Annotated in this window: 15 protein-coding genes; 7 read left to right on the forward strand and 8 right to left on the reverse strand. The window is 63.8% G+C overall.

Annotated elements, in window-relative coordinates; genetic code table 11:
• Window positions 1–32: 32 nt before the first annotated feature.
• Window positions 33–2,012 carry a glycogen debranching enzyme N-terminal domain-containing protein gene (locus tag HPY44_20435; protein ID NSW58383.1) on the reverse strand — a complete coding sequence of 660 codons (1,980 nt, stop codon included), beginning with the start codon at window positions 2,010–2,012 and terminating at the stop codon, window positions 33–35.
• Window positions 2,013–2,040: 28 nt separating this feature from the next.
• Window positions 2,041–2,589, reverse strand: a complete 549-nt coding sequence (locus tag HPY44_20440; GenBank protein NSW58384.1) for an NUDIX hydrolase — start codon at window positions 2,587–2,589, stop codon at window positions 2,041–2,043.
• A 291-nt stretch (window positions 2,590–2,880) separates the two neighbouring features.
• On the opposite strand from HPY44_20440, the gene HPY44_20445 reads away from it, so the two are divergent.
• The 6 genes from HPY44_20445 (at window position 2,881) to HPY44_20470 (ending at window position 10,534) form a co-directional block, all read left to right on the forward strand.
• Window positions 2,881–3,633, forward strand: a complete 753-nt coding sequence (locus HPY44_20445) for an amidohydrolase family protein (protein NSW58385.1) — start codon at window positions 2,881–2,883, stop codon at window positions 3,631–3,633.
• Between the two features lie 32 nt (window positions 3,634–3,665).
• Entirely contained in the window at window positions 3,666–4,466 is an 801-nt protein-coding gene (locus tag HPY44_20450) for an amidohydrolase (protein ID NSW58386.1), read from the forward strand.
• A 27-nt stretch (window positions 4,467–4,493) separates the two neighbouring features.
• A complete protein-coding gene (locus HPY44_20455) occupies window positions 4,494–6,998 on the forward strand; it encodes a hypothetical protein (GenBank protein NSW58387.1) in 2,505 nt (834 codons plus the stop codon).
• Between the two features lie 101 nt (window positions 6,999–7,099).
• The gene (locus tag HPY44_20460; GenBank protein ID NSW58388.1) at window positions 7,100–9,088 is read left to right on the forward strand and encodes a beta-galactosidase trimerization domain-containing protein; all 1,989 of its coding nucleotides are present in this window, start codon (window positions 7,100–7,102) and stop codon (window positions 9,086–9,088) included.
• 140 nt (window positions 9,089–9,228) lie between these two features.
• Window positions 9,229–9,894: a methyltransferase domain-containing protein gene (locus HPY44_20465; protein NSW58389.1), complete on the forward strand. Its 666-nt coding sequence runs from the start codon at window positions 9,229–9,231 to the stop codon at window positions 9,892–9,894.
• A 28-nt stretch (window positions 9,895–9,922) separates the two neighbouring features.
• Window positions 9,923–10,534, forward strand: a complete 612-nt coding sequence (locus HPY44_20470) for an SGNH/GDSL hydrolase family protein (GenBank protein ID NSW58390.1) — start codon at window positions 9,923–9,925, stop codon at window positions 10,532–10,534.
• A 68-nt stretch (window positions 10,535–10,602) separates the two neighbouring features.
• Here the strand turns inward: HPY44_20470 and HPY44_20475 are convergent, their stop codons facing one another.
• The 5 genes from HPY44_20475 to HPY44_20495 are packed head-to-tail and all read right to left on the reverse strand — an operon-like array spanning window position 10,603 to window position 16,105.
• On the reverse strand, window positions 10,603–11,031 hold the full coding sequence (locus tag HPY44_20475; GenBank protein ID NSW58391.1) for an amino acid-binding protein: 429 nt from the start codon (window positions 11,029–11,031) through the stop codon (window positions 10,603–10,605).
• Window positions 11,032–11,048: 17 nt separating this feature from the next.
• On the reverse strand, window positions 11,049–12,350 hold the full coding sequence (locus HPY44_20480; GenBank protein ID NSW58392.1) for a phenylacetate--CoA ligase: 1,302 nt from the start codon (window positions 12,348–12,350) through the stop codon (window positions 11,049–11,051).
• Window positions 12,351–12,410: 60 nt separating this feature from the next.
• Window positions 12,411–12,998, reverse strand: coding sequence for an indolepyruvate oxidoreductase subunit beta (locus HPY44_20485; protein ID NSW58393.1), 588 nt, complete (start codon window positions 12,996–12,998; stop codon window positions 12,411–12,413).
• A gap of 36 nt (window positions 12,999–13,034) precedes the next feature.
• Window positions 13,035–14,795 (reverse strand): indolepyruvate ferredoxin oxidoreductase subunit alpha, encoded by a 1,761-nt coding sequence (gene iorA, locus HPY44_20490; protein ID NSW58394.1) that lies wholly within the window; start codon window positions 14,793–14,795, stop codon window positions 13,035–13,037.
• Window positions 14,795–16,105 (reverse strand): phenylacetate--CoA ligase, encoded by a 1,311-nt coding sequence (locus HPY44_20495; GenBank protein NSW58395.1) that lies wholly within the window; start codon window positions 16,103–16,105, stop codon window positions 14,795–14,797. Before HPY44_20495 ends, iorA begins: the two co-directional genes overlap by 1 nt.
• Before the next feature lie 144 nt (window positions 16,106–16,249).
• Between HPY44_20495 and HPY44_20500 the strand changes: the two genes are divergently transcribed.
• Entirely contained in the window at window positions 16,250–17,125 is an 876-nt protein-coding gene (locus HPY44_20500; protein ID NSW58396.1) for an N-6 DNA methylase, read from the forward strand.
• Here HPY44_20500 and HPY44_20505 read toward each other — a convergent pair.
• Window positions 17,119–18,072 carry a PD40 domain-containing protein gene (locus HPY44_20505; GenBank protein ID NSW58397.1) on the reverse strand — a complete coding sequence of 318 codons (954 nt, stop codon included), beginning with the start codon at window positions 18,070–18,072 and terminating at the stop codon, window positions 17,119–17,121. The two genes, HPY44_20500 and HPY44_20505, sit on opposite strands and share 7 nt — an antisense overlap.
• Window positions 18,073–18,148 lie beyond the last annotated feature (76 nt).

Genomic DNA, 18,148 nt, shown 5'->3' on the forward strand with positions numbered 1-18,148 from the left:
TCGCAAACCTCGCATGGAGGATGTGTGCACGGTCAGGATTTCGGTCCGCCCAGGCCAAGCTCAAGCCAGATGCGCAGCAATTCGGCTACACTCCAGGCCTGCGCAGGGCAACCTCGGGGAGTGTGGGGTGGGTCGCCGTCGAAAATCTCCGACACAGAACCCAGCCCGGCTTCCCGCAAGTGATTCACCAGCGGGCGGATCAGTTCGCCAACCCATTGCCTCGCCTGCTCTGAGCGCCCGGCGTGGGTGAAGTACGCACTGAGGAAGGCACCCAGCGGCCAGGTCCAGACGGTGCCCTGGTGATACGCGCCGTCACGTGACCACGGGTCGCCCTCGCACTTGCCCCGGTAGCGGTCATCACTAGGCGCGAGGGTGCGCAGGCCGTAGGGCGTGAGAAGCTGCTCGGTGACCACCTTGAGCACAGAGCGTTCCTGGGCCACGGAGAGCATGGTATACGGGAGGCTGAGGGCGATGACCTGGTTCGGCCGCAGGGAGGCGTCGATCTCGGTATCCCGCACCACATCGGCGAGATAGCCGCGATCTTCCAGCCAGAAGCACGCCAGGAAGGCCTCCTTCGCCCGCCTGCACAGCCGCGCATACGGCCGCGCATCCCGATCCAGCTTTCGGGCGAAATACTCGGCTGTGCGCAGGGCCGAATACCACAGGGCGTTGACCTCGACGGCTTTGCCGTGGCGCGGTGTGACCACCCAGTCGCCCACCTTGGCATCCATCCAGGTGAGCTGAGTGGTTTCATCCCCCGCAGTCAGGAGGGCATCGTCCGTCATGCGAATGCCGAAATGCGTGCCCTCAATGTGGGCCGCCAGAGACTGGCGCATCCGGGCGAAGAGCACCTCGCGAAACAGATCAAGATCGCAGGTGGCCTCGTAGTACCGCTTGGCTGCCGCGAAGAACCACAAGGTGGCGTCCACTGTGTTGTATGCGGCTCCGATGCCCTGGTCGGGGAAAAGATTGGGCACCAGACCATCCTGCATACTCTCGGCGCACGCGATAAGGACCTGTCGGGCATCCTCATGCCGCCCGGTGGCAAGGAGCAGACCAGGCAGGGCAATCAGCGTATCTCGGCCCCAGTCCGTAAACCACGGGTACCCGGCGATCACGCTCTTTGCCGGAGCCCCATTCACTTCGCGGTCCACGATAAACTGGTCAGCGGCCAGGAAGAGCCGTCGCGCCACGGGGTCATCCGCGGGGGCCGGACGAACCACGGCTTCGCGTCGCGCTCGCTCTGAAGCGGCGATCTCGTCAAAGGTCAGCTCCAACGGCTGATCCACACATGCCACCAGCGCGCAGGTCTGCCCAGGGCAGAGGGGCCACTCAAGTTCGACGGGACAGTAGAGATCCTCCTGGAAGTCCAGGCCGCGCTCGGCTTCCAAGGGGTAGGTGAGATTGTAATACCATTCCGCGCAATGGCTGACGCGTCCGTCGCCCGCCTGGAGAAAGACCGGCGGACCGCCGTTGATGGAAATGCGCGCGCCTCCCGGGAGCTCCTGGAACTCTGGAGAGATGTCCACCCGCGAATGGGCGAGATGGTGATGGTCGCGCCAGGAGGCCAGCAGTCGACCCTCTATGCGGATCGGGCAGGGGCTCTCGACACAGTGGTATGCGACGGCCACCGCATTGCGCCCGTGGGGCATGATGAGGTGCTTCTCAATGATCGTGCCCTGCATCTCGTAAGTCCAGATGGGCCACGGGTCCAGTCGGAAGGTTCGCAGGTAGTGATAGCCCTCGGGATGGACCACGTCGCCGTATAGATTGCAGGACAGAGCATGCCGCGAGCCGTCGATGTAGATGACATCCTCCAGCTTGTTCAGCAACATCCTGCGGTCCACAGGCGGCCGCACTGCGGCGCACAGAATGCCGTGGTAACGCCGGGCATTCGCACCCGAGACGGTGCCCATGGCGTAGCCGCCCAAACCGTTGGTCTCGAGCCACTCCAGGTGCAGGCCGTCTCGCCAGTTGCCCAACGTGGATGCGTCAATCTCCACCATTTTCATCTTCGCTCACCGCTATCGTGGGGCGTAGTCAACTCTCCACATCCCGCGAGAGGAACCGGTCCGCGGCAAGGATCGCGGCGATGGTTTTGGCATCATGGATGCGCCCGTCGAGACACATGGCCACCGCCTCGTCCCAATCCACGTCCTCACAGCAGATGAACTCATCCTCGTCCGCTTCGCCCTCAGACGACGCAAGGTCGGTTGCGAGAAATGTGTACAGCTTCTCTTCGGTGAACCCGGGCGTGGTGAAAAAGGTGATGAGGGGCCGCAACTGCCCCGCGCGCAGCCGGGTCTCTTCGGCCAGTTCGCGCCGGGCACAGACCACAGGTTCTTCATCAGGCTCCAGGGTCCCCGCGGGGATCTCCAGAAGGACCTCGCCGGCCGCATGTCGCCATTGCCGGACGAGGACCACTCTCGGCCCCGGCAAGACCGGAACTATAGCCACGGCTCCCGGGTGCTCCACCACTTCCCGCCGGGCATCCCGACCATCCGGCAGACGGACCTGGTCCACCCGGACTTTCACCAACTTTCCCTCAAAGGCTCGTTCCGACGTCACCACGTGCTCTCGGGAGTCCATGGGCACGCTTCTCCAATGCCCGTCCAGCGGCAATGTGCCACCGAACTATTTCAGGTGTGTTAGCAAAAGGCTAGACGATCGTGGGAAGGCCCTGTGCTGCAACGAAAGAGCCCTGCTTCCACTTTGCCGGAAGCAACAGCACCCGTCCGTTGGCCCCATCCGGGGGGTGCCAGGGCAAGTATACATGAAACGCCTCCCGGTCTGAAGGATAACGCGTCGTCTTGCGGGAACTGTTCCTCCAGCCGCCGGCTCATCGGCGCGATACTTGAGACCGGCAGGCGGAGGCAGACCGTGACCCCCACAGCCCTGGACTTCTTCGACTGCAATGCCCGGATCGGGCGCCCCACTGTGTTCCGCGAAGGGCAGATCACCACCACGGACCAACTCCTCGCGGAAATGGACTACGCCGGGATCGGCCGGGCGCTGGTCTATCACACGCTGGCGGCGGAGTGGTCGCCGAAAGATGGCAACGAGGTGCTGCTGGAGGAACTGGTGGGCCAGAACCGGCTCTACCCGTGTTTCGTGGCACTGCCCCCTGCAACGGGTGAAATGCCTGACCCGGACGGGTTCGCGCGGATGGTGCGGGAAGCCCACGGCGCAGTGCGGCTGTTCCCGCAGGACCACACCTTCAGCCTGCTGGACTGGTGCGCCGGCGCGCTGCTGGAGGCCCTGGCTGCCCATAGCGTCCCGGTGCTGGTGCACATTGGCCAGACCAGTTGGGGCGAGCTGGCGGCCGTCCTGAGCGCCCATCCGGACCTGCCCCTGATCCTTCTCGGCCCTTACTACCGCGTGGACCGTTACCTTTACCCCCTCTGGGAGCGCCACGACAACCTGTTCGTGGAAAGCACCACCTACCAGACCTTCCGCGGGATCGAATCAGTCTGCGCACGTTTCGGCGCGTCGAGGCTGGTCTTCGGCACCAACTTGCCCGAACTGGAGACCGGCGGGGCAATGGCGCCTATCTTGTATGCCGACATCCCCCCGCAGGATCGCTCCGCCATCGCTTCCGGCAATCTCATGCGCCTGCTGGGCATCGCGCAGTGAAATCCCTGGCCGCGAGAGCGGCGGTGAAACCTATGGACTTCCAGAATGACTGGCGTATGGGTGTGGTCTACCAGAACGAAATCATCATCGATGCCCACGGGCACATGGGCCCCTGGCTGGACTTCAACGTGCCCGAGCAGGGCAGCCCCGATGCCATGGTGCGTACCATGGACCAGTGCGGCATCCGTACAACGGTGATCAGCCCTCACCTGTGCATCGGTCCCGACTACCGCCTGGGCAACCGTCACGCCTATGAGGCGGCGGCGCGATTCCCGGGCAGACTGGTGCCCTTCGTCACCGTGAACCCCAATTACGGGGCAGCGGAGATCCAGCAGGAGATTGAGTACTGGGAGGCAAACGGGGGCATCCAGGCCTTCAAGCTACACCCCTCTCTGCACCAGTACAAGGCTTCCGGGAAGGACTACTTTCCGGTCTACGAGTACGCGCAGGCCTATGGCTTGCCGATCTTGTCCCACTCCTGGGCCGGGGACCCCCTTGGTGGCGCAAGCACTCTGGGTGGCCTCGCGGCACAGTTCCCGGCGGCCGGGTTCATCATCGGCCATGCGGCCTCAAGCTGGCAGGTGCTGGACGAGGCCGAAAAGGAAGCTCACAGACACCCCAACGTGTATCTCGACCTGACCGGATCCCGGCTGATCCGCGGCCTGATCGAGGACATGGTCAAGCGCGTGGGAGCCGACCGCGTGCTCTTTGGCACCGACAACCCCTTCATCGACCCGCGCCCCGGCCTTGGGCGAGTGCTCGCAGCCCGGCTCACCGACGACGACAAGCGCAAGATCCTGGGGCTGAACGCAAAGCGCCTGTTCAGGTTGTAGGGGACCAATTCGCCGGAAGGAGCCTTCATGACCGGCCCGAATAACCTGCGCTCGGCACCGGCAATGATCATCGGCGCGCTTGTGTTGGCCACCGTGGCATCCGCAGGCCCGGCGCGCTACCCCCTCGACACGGGCTTCGCAACCGTGGATACCACTCGCGGACTGGCCGGTGTCACGGTGACGGCCAACGGGGTCACTTTCCAGCCCTTCTACGGCGCGGCGGTCCTTGGCAGAGGAGGGCGTCGCGACCCGTCCATCCGCATGACCCTGCGCGTTGAGAGAGACGGGACTACCCTCCGTTTGCACCTGTCCTGTGACCACCCGGATGCCCGGGGAATCCACCCGGGAAGCGTGCGCGGGCTGGGAGAATGGCGACGCCTGGACCTGTCCCGGCAGGCCGAGAACTACGGGCAGACGTGGTGGCCGAAGACCATCTACAGCGTGCAGGGCGACCTGTGGTTCACCGCTCACTGGGTGTTGGAGGAGAGCGACGCCACCTCCTGGCGCGCACTCAGCCAAGAGAACCACGGAACCCGGCCCTTCCCAGCCACACACCAGGTGGACTATGCGCCGGATACCGCCGGGGCCTACCTCCCGGTTCACGAGGTCCTGGAACTGCGGGTCTCGCGGGACCTGTGGGATGTGGTCCCGTTCCCGACACAGCCGCCGAGCGAGTACGCCTGCGATCTGGCCGCCAGCGTGCAGCTTGACCTGTGGGGTGGCCGGGCTGCGGGTGAACTGGAGCATCTCCTGAAAGTCCTGGGAACTGCCGGGCAGCCTCACCTGCGGTTTCTGTCGATCCTGCAAAACTGGCAGACCGGCGGCTTTGACTCCCTGCTGCCCGATTCCGTCTGGATGCCCGACTATCCGCCGAACATCGGTGTGGGCACGGTGGAGGAACTGCGCTCCTTGTGCAACCTCGGCAAGTCCCTGGGCCGCTTCGGCTTCCGCACCAACTACCGCATTCTGCGCCGCAATTCGCCCAGCTTCAACAAAGGGATCGCGCATTTCGCGGTAAATGCGGAGGGCAAGGAACTCGACTTCATGAGCCCCGGTGACTGGCCCGCGGTTGCCGGACGGCAGGAGAGAGAAATCGCGGAATTGTGGCAGCCCAACGCCAGTTTCACCGACCAGCTCACATCAGGTGCATTCCCCACCGCCTGGCATGACTTCGACGCCGAACGGGGCAGCCGGTCACTGCGCTCGACACTCGGGCGGCAGCGGTCCCTGGCCCGGCTCATCAAGGACATGCACGAAGGCCCCCTGGGCTCGGAGACGCTCATGGACCAGGAGCTCCTCGGGTTCTATGTGGATACGGGGGACTTCGGCATCGGCAATGGGCACAACCGGTTCTTCAGCCCCGAGTTCAAACTCCGCAGGCTTCAGCACCTATCCATGTTCCACGGGATGGGGCTGATGTATCGGTTCTACGAATTTCCGCCCTTCCCGGCCTTCCACTCGGGCACAACTACTTTCGGCAAGGACCAGGCGCAACTGGACGACTACCGCTGCTGCGAAGTGATGTACGGCAACGGGGCCTATGTCTGCTACCCCTTCGCCAACTGGCGTTACTGGCTGACTGAAACCCTGCTGATCGGCCACTTGCAGCGGCACTACGCATTGCAGCCGGTGAGCCAGGTGCGTTACATGCACGACGGCGTTTGGCGCACGCTGGAGGAGCTGGTCGAGAGCGGCACTATTCCGGTCACTTCCCCTTGGGCGCCGCAGAGCCAGTGCTATGGGCGTGTGCGGGTTGAGTATGAGAACGGGCTGACGGTGGTAGTGAACCGGCTGCCCGAACCGTTGCCGGTAACCGATGCCCGCCCGGACGGTATCACCTTGCCCCAGTACGGGTGGGTTGCCTGGAAACCCGAAGGCAGCTTCGTCGCCTTCAGCGCCGACTGGCCCTGCACCGACCAGCGCGTGGATTACCTGCGCGACGACCCCCTGCAGATCGAGTTCATCGATCCCCGCGGCAATCTGGTGCGCGGGGTGGACAAAATCACCTTCTGGCAGCGCGGCAAGCCCGTTGTGGTCGCCGACCCGGAGGCCAACTGCATCGCGATCAACGGCGAGCAGATGCCCCTGACTCTGCCCGCACCGCCGCCTGTTGACCGGCTGGAGGTGGGCTTTGACAATTCCCTGGAGAACTGGCGGATTGGCGAAGGCATTCTCAACGCGCGCATTGAAAACGGGGCGCTGGTGCTGGATACCGTCTCCGGTGACCCCCAGTTGTACTCTCCCTCGCTCGCGCTGGACGGGGACCGGGTGAAGCGCCTGGAGTTCCGGCTGAAGACTGACGCCGGCGAGCTGGCGCAACTGTACTTCATCACGGAAAGCGCCACGCATTACTCGGAGGACCGGGTCTTCCGAGTGCCGATCATTCCGGACGGGCAGTGGCACGCATATCGCCTGGAAGCAGCCGGCCACCCTGCCTGGCGCGGGCAGAAGGTCATCGGCCTGCGCTTCGACCCGATCCACGGCCCGGCGAAGGCCAAGGTGTCGGTGGACTACCTGCGAGAGTTGGAGTAGCAGACGCCCGCGGACCACTATTGACCGTCCCGCGGGGTTCGCCTATCATCCGCAATGAAAGAGGAAGCCGCCACGGAGTCTGTGACCCCAAGGAGCCCCCAATGGTAAACCTGCGTTTCCGCCAGATCCATCTCGATTTCCACACCAGCGAGGTTATCCCCGGCATCGGCAGTGAGTTCAACGCCGACGAGTTCGCCGACACCCTGAAGGCCGCACATGTGAACTCGGTCACGTGTTTCTCGCGCTGTCACCACGGGATGATCTACCACGATACCGCGAAGTTCCCGGAGCGCAGGCACCCGAATCTCACCTGCAATCTCCTCAAGGAGCAGATCGACGCCTGCCATGCCCGGGACATCCGTGTGCCGATCTACATCACTGTGCAGTGGGACCTGTTCACCGTGAAGCAGCACCCGGAATGGGTGGTCGTAGATGAGAACGGGTGCTTCCCGGGGACCAAGCCCTTCGAGCCCGGGTTCTACCGCCGGCTCTGCCTGAATAGCCCGTACGTGGACGAGGTACTTGAGCCCCAGACACTCGAAGTCTGCGAGACAATGCCGGTGGACGGGATTTTCTTCGATATCGTCTCCGCGACACCGTGCTGCTGCCGGTACTGTATCGAGGGCATGAAGGCCGACGGTCTTGACCCGGCCAATGCCGAGCATCGCGCTCAGTATGCGGATAAGGTCCTGTTCACCTTTCAGCAGCGGCTGTTCGACAGCGTGCGCGCGGTCTGCCCGGATGCCACGGTGTTCTTCAACTCCGGCCACTGCGGCCCCAAGCACCGTAAGATGATCAACGCCTTCACCCACTTGGAATTGGAGTCCCTGCCCAGCGGTGGCTGGGGTTACATGCACTTCCCGCTGGCCCAGCGGTTCGCGCGCGGTCTGCATCGCGACTGCATGGGCATGACCGGCAAGTTCCACACAAGCTGGGGCGATTTCCACTCGTTCAAGAACAAGGCCGCACTGGAATATGAGTGCTTCAACATGTTGGCCCTTGGTGCGAAGTGCTCCATCGGCGACCAACTGCACCCCACCGGGAAGATCTGCCCGGTGACATACGACCTCATCGGCAGCGTCTATTCGCAGGTGGAAGAGAAGGAACCATGGTGTGAGGCCGCCGAGCCCGTTGCAGACGTGGGGGTCATGACCCCCGAAGAGTTCGTCGGAACCGGCGGTCACGGCGGGCTTCCGGCAGCGGCAATCGGCGCAACCCGGATGCTCACGGAGCTGCGCCACCAGTTCGATATTATCGACTCGCAATCGGATTTCTCGAAGTACCGGGTCATTGTAATGCCCGATGAGATCGTGGTGGATGACCAGCTGGGGGCGCGCCTCACCAACTATGTAGTAGATGGCGGCTGCATCCTCGCCAGCTACAAGTCGGGGCTGAACCCCGCCGGAGACGTGTTCAACGTGGGCAAACTCGGGGTCAAGTATGTGGGCGACGCCCCCTTCTGTCCGGATTTCCTGGTGCCGGGCAAGGTGGGGGATGGCCTTGCGGACACCCATTACGTTATGTACCTGCGCGGGCTGGAAGTGGAGATCGCCCAGGGCGTTGAGATTCTCTCCCACGTGGTGCGACCCTACTTCAATCGCACCTGGGAGCACTTCTGCTCCCACCGACATACACCCGCAAAGGGGCCTGCCGAGTACGTGGCCGCAGTGCGCAAGTCCAACTGCATCTACTTCGCGCACCCGGTGTTCACCCAGTACCACAATAACGCGCCGCTGTGGTGCAAGACCATTGTCGCCAACGTGCTGAACATGCTGCTGCCCGACCCGGTGGTCAAAGCAGGCGGTCCCTCCACCGCGCAATTCACTCTGAACGTGCAACATGACGAGAGCCGCCTGGTGCTCCACGCCCTGCACTATATCCCCGAACGTCGCGGCCGCGACTTCGACATCATTGAGGATGTCATCCCGATCTACGACGTGCCCGTCTCTGTGGCCATCGACAAGGAGGTCACCGCGGTCAACCTGGTTCCCCGTGTGGACCAGCTGCAGTTCAAACAGGCGGACGGCCGCGTGGAGTTTGTGATCCCGCGGATCAACGGACATGAAATGGTGGAGATTCGCTGGGCCTAAGGCCGGCACGCCGGGCCGGTGGCTTTTTCCGTGAGCCGGAGCTTGCTGGAGCGGGCTTGCCCCTCCAGCAAGCGCTCTGATCTTTCTTCCGTGAATCCGGACCGTATCGGGTTCCCTGGCTGCCACCCGGAGGCCTTTTCTTGTCCACCCCCCGATCCTGGAACGACCTGTTCACCGACCCGCGTTTCCACTGGACCGAGCCCGACCCCGGCGTGGTTGAGACCGCTCGGCGCTGGCTTTCCGAAGGCCGGCGCAACATCTATGACCTGGGCTGCGGCGCGGGAAGACACATGGCCTACCTGCAATCGCTGGGGTTCGAGCTCTGGGGCAGCGACGTGGCGGAGAACGGTCTCGAAGTCTGCGCCCGCTCTCTCGCCGAAGCGGGCCTCCCTGCGCGGCTGGTCCGGGCTGATATGACCGCCTGCCCCTTCGCCGATGGGGCCTTCGATGCAGGAATCGCCACCAATGTTCTCAACCACAACCCGAGGGCATTGCTGCAGCAGGCCGTCGATGAGATCCGTCGTCTCCTGCGAACCGGGGGCGAGTTCTATCTGACGGTGCTGAACACCTGGGACTGGCGCTACGGGAACGGCCAGGAAGTGGAGCCGAATTCGTTCGTGCTCAAAGACGGGCCGGAGGCCGGGATTCTCCACCACTTTTTCGACGAGAACGGGCTGCGCCATTGGCTCGCCGCATTCGAGATAGCCGAGGTGAGGCGGGACAGGGGTGAACTGAAGCTCAGCACGCGGCCGGATGGAGCTCACGTCATGCGGGACGCCTGGAGTGTGTGGATCAGAAAGCGGTGAAAACCGCAACGGCAGGGGAGACAGCGACATGGCTGAAGTCGTCCGCGAAAACATCGAGTGGGTCAACTTCCGCTGGGACCACGCGCCGGACAGCACCCGCCCGCGCGTGCTGCTCATAGGCGACTCCATCGCCAACGGATACCACGCAACGGTGAGCGCCCGGCTGGAGGGCTTCGCTAACGTGGACTTGATGGCCACCTCCAAGGCTATCAATGACCCGGCGATCCGGCGCGAGACGCAGTACGCCACTGCAGACTACGCACACGCACTCATCCACTTCAACAACGGACTGCACGGCTGGCATCTGTCTGTGGCGGAGTACGCGACGGCGCTCCGCGAGTACCTGACCTTCCTGCGCGCTCTGGTTCCGGAAGCGAAGCTGATCTGGGCTACATCTACGCCGATGACAGTGAACGGGCAGCCGGAGTCACTGTGTCCGGAGATGAACCCGAAGGTGCTGGCGCGCAATGCCGCAGCAGCCCCGATCATGCAGGAGTTCGGGATCGCGGTGAATGACCTGTATGGTCTCGTGGTGGGAAAGGCGGAACTGCGGTCAGGGGACGCGGCACATTTCAGCGCGGCCGGGCGGGAACTGCAGGGCAAACAGGTTGCGGAAGTGATCCGCAGGGCCCTGGGGTAGGTCGGAATGCAGTGTGACGCAGGCCCCGGAGCCGCCTGCCCGGGGCCTGCAATGCTTCCCGGCAGGCACTACAGGGAGTAGACGTCCTCCGCGGGCAGGATGCGGATGTTGTTGCGCCCGAGGATCTCCACCACGGACGGAATCTCTTCCTCGGAGACGCGAAATACCACGACCGCGTTGCCCTCGACGGTGGTGAAGAACGCGTACATATACTCCACGTTCACATTGCCCAGAAGGCTGATGACGCCACCCAGGCCGCCCGGAACGTCGGGAATCTCCACTGCGAGCACGCTGGTCTCGCCCACGGAAAAGCCCCCATCGCGAAGGCAGCGCACTGCAACTTCAGGCGTATCCACGATCATGCGCAGGATCCCGAAGTCGGATGTGTCCGCGATGCACAGGGCGCGGATATTCACGCCGTTCTTGCCCAGTGTCTGGCATACTTCGGCAAGCCGTCCCGACTTGTTCTCCAGGAACACAGACACCTGTTTTGTCAGCCGGTCGTTCACTGGACTCACTCCTCCTTGCGTAGGTCAATGACGCGCTTGGCCTTGCCTTCGCTGCGCGCGATGGTTTTCGGCTCCACGAGCTTGACTTCGACGCCGATGCCTACGGTGGTGCGGATTGCGTGGGCAATGCGCTTTTCCACTTCCTCCAACCGTCGGACGGTGTCGGCGAAGATCTCGCCGGAAACCTCCACCTGCACTTCCAGCACATCGAGATGGCCTTCGCGCCGCACAATCAACTGGTAGTGGGGCTCGGCTTCCTCGATAGACAGCAAGGCATGCTCGATCTGGGATGGGAAGACGTTCACACCCCGGATGATGAGCATGTCGTCGGTGCGTCCCTGCAAACGGCCGATGCGCGGGTGGGTCCGCCCGCAGGGGCAGATATCTCGGTGCAGGCAGGAGATATCCCGGGTGCGGTAACGGATGAGCGGCAGACAGGTCTTGGTGATGCAGGTGATGACCAGTTCGCCGTACTCGCCGTCCGGGAGCACCTCGCCGGTCTCCGGGTTGATGATCTCCGGCACGAAATGGTCGTCAAAAATGTGCAAGCCGCCTTTGTTTGAGCACTCATTGGCCACGCCGGGGCCGATAATCTCGCTCAGGCCGTAGATGTCGTGCGCCGACAGCCCCAGCTTCTCTTCGACGGCCTGGCGAGAGGACTCGCTCCACGGCTCGGCGCCGAAGATGCCGCTTTTGAGCTTGAAGTCTTCAGGCTGCAGGCCCATGTCGGCGGCAACATCCGCGACGGTCAATGCGTAGGAGGGCGTGCAGGCGAGGATCGTGCTGCCAAGATCGCGCATCATCATGATCTGGCGCTCGGTGTTCCCCGAGGACATGGGAATCACCGTGCAGCCCATGCGCTCCCCGCCGTAGTGAAGCCCCAGGCCACCGGTGAACAGGCCGTAACCGTAGGCGACCTGCAATGTGTCATGGGGTGTGCCGCCGCTGCACCCGATCGACCGGGCCATGCACTCGGCCCACAGGTTGATGTCCTCGGCAGTGTAACCGACCACCGTAGGCTTACCCGTGGTTCCGCTGGAGGCGTGCACGCGGACCACTTCACTCAGTGGAGATGCGAACAGACCGTAGGGGTAGTTATCGCGCAGGTCATCTTTGACGGTGAAAGGCAGCAAGGCCAAGTCGTCGATGGACTGGATGTCCTGGGGCTGGACGTCCACATCGCGGAATGCCTGTCGATAGAAAGGCACATTGGCGCTGAGGCGCGCCACGGTCTCCCGCAGGCGATGGGCCTGCAGTTCCCGGCGCTGTTCCAGGTCCATACACTCATGGTACGGGTCCCAGATCATCGGAACACCCCCAGAAGGGTCATCGTATAAGGGACGGAAGCCGCGTCCCGTGAGCGTCCTCTAACCGGAGCGGCCCGCCGCAACTCCCGCCTCGAAGGCCTTCAGGTTGACATCCAGCGCCTTCGCTTTCACCGCCCGGCGGATCGCACCTTCCCATGCCTGGGCGTCGATCACCAGGGAACTGCTGGCGGCCCCGAGCAGAACGATGTTCGCGGCCCTGGGTTCGCCAAGGGAGCAGGCAATCTTGAAGGCGTCCACGACGCGCACGTTGCGCCCGGATGCATACAACTGGTCCAGAACATCCGCGGGGTACTCGAAGGGCCCGCAGGTCACGGAGCTGGGCACGATCACCCGGTCTTCAACCAGCACCAGGGCGTCAGGCTTCGTGTTCGGAATCGCGCGCAGCGCCTCCAGGAGTTCGAAGCCCATGAGCACGTCGACTTCGCCAAAGGGGATCGTCGGCGAGAACACCAGGCCGTCGGGGCTGAAGCGCACGTGGCTCTCTACGCTTCCGCCGCGCTGGCTCATTCCGTGGATCTCGCTCTTTTTCACATGAAAGCCGGAAAGCATCGCGGCCTCCGCGAGAACCCGTGACGCTGTGATAATGCCCTGCCCCCCGACTCCGGAGAGGAGAATATTGGTTGTCATCTGGACCGCCTGCCTGGGTGGATTGGGGAGCGTCGACTAGACCTCACAGGCTCCACCCTCCATTTCGCCGATTGCGCTCACCGGGCACACCTGGGCGCACAGATTGCAGCCGGTGCAGAGCACCGGATCGATTCGCGGCTGAGGCTTGCGCGGGTCGTCGGTGGCCTCGGTGGAAATCGCCGGGCAGCCGATGCGCACGCAGACCTGGCAGCGGATGCACTTGTCCTCGTCGATGACCCGCGGGAAAGCGTCGGGCCGGGCCTTCAGAATGCACGGGCACCGGGCCACAATCACCCAGGCTTCGGGCGACTCCAGGGCCTGTTTCAACGTGCTCTCGACTTGCTCGAGATTGCGCGGGTCAACAGTGACTACATTCGGGATGCCCGCGGCTCTGCAGATGCCCGGGATATCCAGCAACCGCCCGGGCCTGCCGCTCAGGGTCACGCCGGTGCCGGGATGCTCCTGGCCGCCGGTCATGGCGGTGGTCCCGTTGTCCAGGATCACCACCACCGACGATCCCCCATTGTAAGCGATATTGACCAGACCGGTGATGCCCGAATGCACGAAGGTCGAGTCACCGATGACCGCCACGGTCTTGCCTTTCTCGCCACAGGCCATTTCGATCCCGTGGGCTTCGCCGATGCCGGCGCCCATGCACAGGCAGGTGTCCAGCGCCGACAGGGGCGCCAGCGTGCCCAGGGTGTAGCAGCCGATGTCGCCCGTGACGAAAGCCTTCAGCTTGCGCAGGGTGATGAATACGCCGCGGTGCGGGCAGCCGGCGCAGAGAACCGGCGGTCGCGGTGGCAGGTCGTTGGAAGCCGGCGCCACGTCTCCGCCACGCAGACCCGCAGCCACGCGCTCCGGGCTGAGCTCGCCGATTTGAAGGCTCTCGGGAAGCTCCTCGACGGCGAGTCCCAGCGCGAGAACCTGGTCCCGAAGATACGGGTCCAGCTCCTCCACTACATACAGCTTCTTGACGGAACCCGCAAACTGCCTGATCTTGCCTGGCGGCAGCGGCCAGGTCATCCCGAGCTTCAAGAAGGACGCTTCCGGCGCCGCCTCCCGGGCATACTGATAGGCCACGCTGGAAGTGATGATGCCGATGTCCGGGCTGCCAGGCTCGATACGGTTGATCTCGGTCTCTTCGGCGAAGGCGGTGAGCTTCGCGGTTCGCTCCTGCATGAACACCCGGCGCGCCCGGGCATATGCGGGGATCATCACATACTTGCGGGCGTCCCGCACCGGGCCGCACTCGCGGGTTGGAACGGTGCGCTCACCGAGCTCCACGAGGCCCTCGCTGTGGGCCACTCGGGTAAGGGTGCGGACCATCACGGGCGTGTCGAACTGCTCGCTGATCTCGAAAGCAAGGCGGGTGAAGTCCTTGGCCTCCTGACTGTCGGAAGGCTCAAGTACCGGCACTTTCGCGGCCCGGGCGAAATGCCTGTTGTCCTGCTCGTTCTGGCTGCTGTGCATGGCCGGGTCATCGGCGTCCAGCAGAACCAGGCCGCCGTTGACACCCACGTATGAGAGGGTAAAGAACGGGTCGGCGGCCACGTTCAGGCCCACATGCTTCATGGTCACCAGGCAGCGCGCTCCCGCGAGAGACGCACCCGCGGCGGATTCCAGAGCGCACTTCTCATTGGGCGCCCATTCGGTGTAGCAGTCGCCTAGCGCGGTGAGGGCCGGGAGAATCTCGGAGGACGGTGTCCCGGGATAGCCCGAGCCGAAGGTCGCCCCTGCCTCCCAGGCTCCCCGTGCCACGGCCTCGTTTCCTGACAAAATCGCCTTCTCGCTCATCAATTGCTTCCCTCATTGACGATGCCGCGGTTGTCCACCACGCGCACCGCTTTGCCCTCGGTGGTCGGCAGGCTGTTTGGCTGGTGCAGTTCGACGCGGGGCGTGACAAGGGTGTCATTGCGCACCGCATGAACGATCCGCTGGCGGATGGCCTCCAATTTGCGAACGTCGTCGAAGAACACGTCTTTCGAGAGCTCCACGTCAATGGTCATTTCGTCCAGATCGTCTACGGTCTCCAGGGTGATGAGGTAGTTGGAGCCCACCTCTTCCACGTCCATGAGCACGCGCTCCACCTGTATGGGGTAGATATTGCACCCCTTGACGATGAACATGTCGTCGGATCGGCCCACGATGCGCCCGATACGGCGGTGTTCCCGGCCGCAGGCGCAGGGCTCATCCACGAGGCGGGTGATATCCCGGGTGCGATAGCGCAGGAGCGGATTAGCCTGGCGGTTGAGGGTGGTCAGGACGAGCTCGCCCTCTTCCCCGGGCGCCACGGGTTCCAGTGTCTGCGGGTCGATGATCTCGGCCAGGTAGTGGTCTTCGCGCAGGTGCAGCCCGTTTTGCTCCTGACACTCCATAGCCACGCCGGGGCCGCACATCTCCGAAAGCCCGTAGCAGTTGTATACCTTGCAGCCCAGAGCTTCCTCGATGCGCCTGCGCATGTTCTCGGTGTGGGGTTCGGCGCCCAGCACCGCGATCCGAATCTTCAGGTCGGTGGCCGCGTTGATGCCGTTTTCCTGGCAGTAATGCACCACGCGCATGGCGTAGCTGGGCAAGATATGGACCACCGTAGTGTCGAACTGCTGCATGAGATGGACCTGGCGCTGGGTATTGCCCGAGCTGGCCGGGATAGTCATGCAGCCCACAAGCTCGGCTGCGTAATGAAGCCCGAGGCCCCCCGTGAACAGTCCGTAACCCATCATGTTCTGGAACACGTCTTCGGGGGTCACGCCCATCCCGATAAGCCCACGAGCCACACATTCGCTCCACCACTGTACATCCTGGGCGGTATGGTAGATCGCCGTGGCGACCCCGGTGGTTCCCGACGAGTAGTGCATGCGCACCACCTGGGACCGAGGGACCGCCAGGAAACCGTAGGGCATGTTCGCCCGCAGGTCTTCTTTCGTGGTGAACGGGAGCTTGCGAATGTCGTCCAGGGACTTCATGTCGCCCGGGGAGATGCCGGCCAGCGCCCGGGCATAGTATGGGGCGCGCTTAGCGCGCTCGATGGCGCCCCTGAGCGAGGACAACTGCACCTGATCGATCTGGCTGCGGGTCAGGAAATCGGCCTGATAGTAATCTGCCATCAAAAGTGCGCCGGGGCCGCATGCTGCGGGCCCCGACTGTCTCACCTGCCTCTTGAGGGCAAGGATAGCGGCACCTCGCGCCGAGAGTCAAGCGTAACCGAGTGAAGAGCAGGATGCGCCCACGCTGACGGCGAACCCGGCGGCATGAACCACGAGCACCGAAAGAGCCTGGGGCAGTACTTCACCCCGCCGACTGTGGTCGATTTCGCCCTGGATGCCCTCCAATGGCTGTCTGCGGGTCACTGCAGGGGGGATCGTCGGGTAATCGACCCTGCTTGCGGCGAGGGCGCCTTCCTGCGAAGAGTGCTGGAACGAGGCCTGGCGCTGCCCGCGAACGTCTGGGGAGTTGATCGGGACCCGGCGATAGCGGATTCATGGGAGGATTCCGGGCTGCTGAAACATCCGGGGCCGCGGCTTCACTGTGCTGATGGATTGCTTGGGCCCACGGAAGCAATGGACGGTGGCTTCGACTGGGTAGTGGGGAATCCACCGTATGCCGGGGAGGGGCTGAAGCAGGCGAATGCCCGGGCCCTCCGGGAAATTGCCGACCGCTACCAGCTGCCGGCGCTGCGCTGGGGCAGGCTGATCTCGACCCCCGAAGACTGCCGCCGCATGCCGGTGGAAGTGCTGTTTCTCGAGCGCTTTCTTCAGCTCTGCACGCCGGGAGGGCTCGTTGCGGTGGTCCTGCCCGTTGGCCTGTTTGCTAATGCGCGCTGGCGTTTCGTGCGGGACTGGCTCCTGGAGCGCTTCACGGTGGAGGGGGTGATCGGCCTTCCACGATCGGCATTCAGGCATTCCGGGATCACCGCGCATACCTGCCTGGCGGTGATACGCAGATGCCCGCCGGAAAGCGGGCATGAGGTGTTCCTCGCGGAGGCGGATGCGGTCGGGTTGGACGATGGCGGGAACGACCTGCCGGAGCTTCTCGCCGCGTGGCAGCAGGGACGTGAACTCTCAGACAGTCGGCGTCCCTGGGCCGGAGCACGCCGCGATATCGACGATCCCGGAAGCGATCAGTAGGGCGTCTCGGTGCGGGTCCAGCGTGTGAACAGCAACGTCTCCGCATCACTGGACCAGCCCGGGTACCCGTCCGCCTGGGTCTTGGTGGGTTTCAGAGCGTCCAGCCTGCTATTGCCTTTGGGGGTCATGAGCCAGATAACGGGGTTACTGGTGCCGGTCTCCCGGGCATAGGCGACCTGGTCATTATCCGACCATGTGAATCCGCTGTGCGGCCAGGCGTTGGCCGAAGCCTGTCGCTTTGAGCCGCCGGTGGAAGACATGAACCACATGGTCCCGCCGTTCACGCTGTTGAAGTAGACAATGGAATCGGCATCTCCCGACCATGCGGGGTGGGTATTGTTCTCGTCGTCATTGGTCAGCGCGGTCACTGCCGGGTATGTGGGCGTCTCGACCTGATCCTGCGCGGTCTCGGCTGCTGGTGGATCGGGCACCTCCAGAGCGTAGATGTCGAAGTCCCCGTCGCGGTTGCTGCTAAACAGGAGGGTCTTTCCGCCGGGCTCCCAGGAGGGCTCCCAGTCCTTCGCGGCATTGTCGGTGAGCCGCTGGACCCCGGTGCCGTCGGCATTCATCACGTACAGTTCGGGATTGCCGTCCCTGTCGGATACGAAAGCGATGCGGGTGCCGTCGGGCGACCAGGTCGGCTCCCAGTCATTGGCCGGGTCTGTGCCCACGCGGGTCTCGTTCTCTCCATTCGCGTCCATCACGTAGATGTGGGTGTTCCCGTCGCGGTTGGACGTGAACGCGATCTTCGTGTCATCCGGCGAGAACGCCGCTCCGTAGTCTTCAGCGGCGTTGTCGGTAAGCCGCGTAACCTGACCGGTATCGATGGTCAGGGCGTAGATGTCAGCGCCGGTGAGATTGATGGTAAAGATCTTGTCGTCGCTGCCCCCGCATCCGGTGAGGGTCACCGCCGCTGCCACGAGCCCGATCAGCGCCAGTTGTCGCATGGCTTTCGTCTCCCCGCATTGTCTTCGTCAAGAGCTGCGAACCGAGGCGTGAGCCCGCCGGGCAGCACAACGGCTG

This window comes from Armatimonadota bacterium (genome assembly GCA_013314775.1).
GTDB lineage: Bacteria > Armatimonadota > Zipacnadia > Zipacnadales > JABUFB01 > JABUFB01.

Excerpts from the sequence above, each read along its gene's own strand:
- HPY44_20435 (NSW58383.1), bottom strand. The coding sequence starts at position 2,012 with ATGAAAATGGTGGAGATTGACGCATCCACGTTGGGCAACTGGCGAGAC.
- HPY44_20440 (NSW58384.1), bottom strand. The coding sequence starts at position 2,589 with ATGGACTCCCGAGAGCACGTGGTGACGTCGGAACGAGCCTTTGAGGGA.
- HPY44_20450 (NSW58386.1), top strand. The coding sequence starts at position 3,666 with ATGGACTTCCAGAATGACTGGCGTATGGGTGTGGTCTACCAGAACGAA.
- HPY44_20455 (NSW58387.1), top strand. The coding sequence starts at position 4,494 with ATGACCGGCCCGAATAACCTGCGCTCGGCACCGGCAATGATCATCGGC.
- HPY44_20460 (NSW58388.1), top strand. The coding sequence starts at position 7,100 with ATGGTAAACCTGCGTTTCCGCCAGATCCATCTCGATTTCCACACCAGC.
- HPY44_20470 (NSW58390.1), top strand. The coding sequence starts at position 9,923 with ATGGCTGAAGTCGTCCGCGAAAACATCGAGTGGGTCAACTTCCGCTGG.
- HPY44_20480 (NSW58392.1), bottom strand. The coding sequence starts at position 12,350 with ATGATCTGGGACCCGTACCATGAGTGTATGGACCTGGAACAGCGCCGG.
- HPY44_20485 (NSW58393.1), bottom strand. The coding sequence starts at position 12,998 with ATGACAACCAATATTCTCCTCTCCGGAGTCGGGGGGCAGGGCATTATC.
- iorA (NSW58394.1), bottom strand. The coding sequence starts at position 14,795 with ATGAGCGAGAAGGCGATTTTGTCAGGAAACGAGGCCGTGGCACGGGGA.
- HPY44_20495 (NSW58395.1), bottom strand. The coding sequence starts at position 16,105 with ATGGCAGATTACTATCAGGCCGATTTCCTGACCCGCAGCCAGATCGAT.
- HPY44_20500 (NSW58396.1), top strand. The coding sequence starts at position 16,250 with ATGAACCACGAGCACCGAAAGAGCCTGGGGCAGTACTTCACCCCGCCG.
- HPY44_20505 (NSW58397.1), bottom strand. The coding sequence starts at position 18,072 with ATGCGACAACTGGCGCTGATCGGGCTCGTGGCAGCGGCGGTGACCCTC.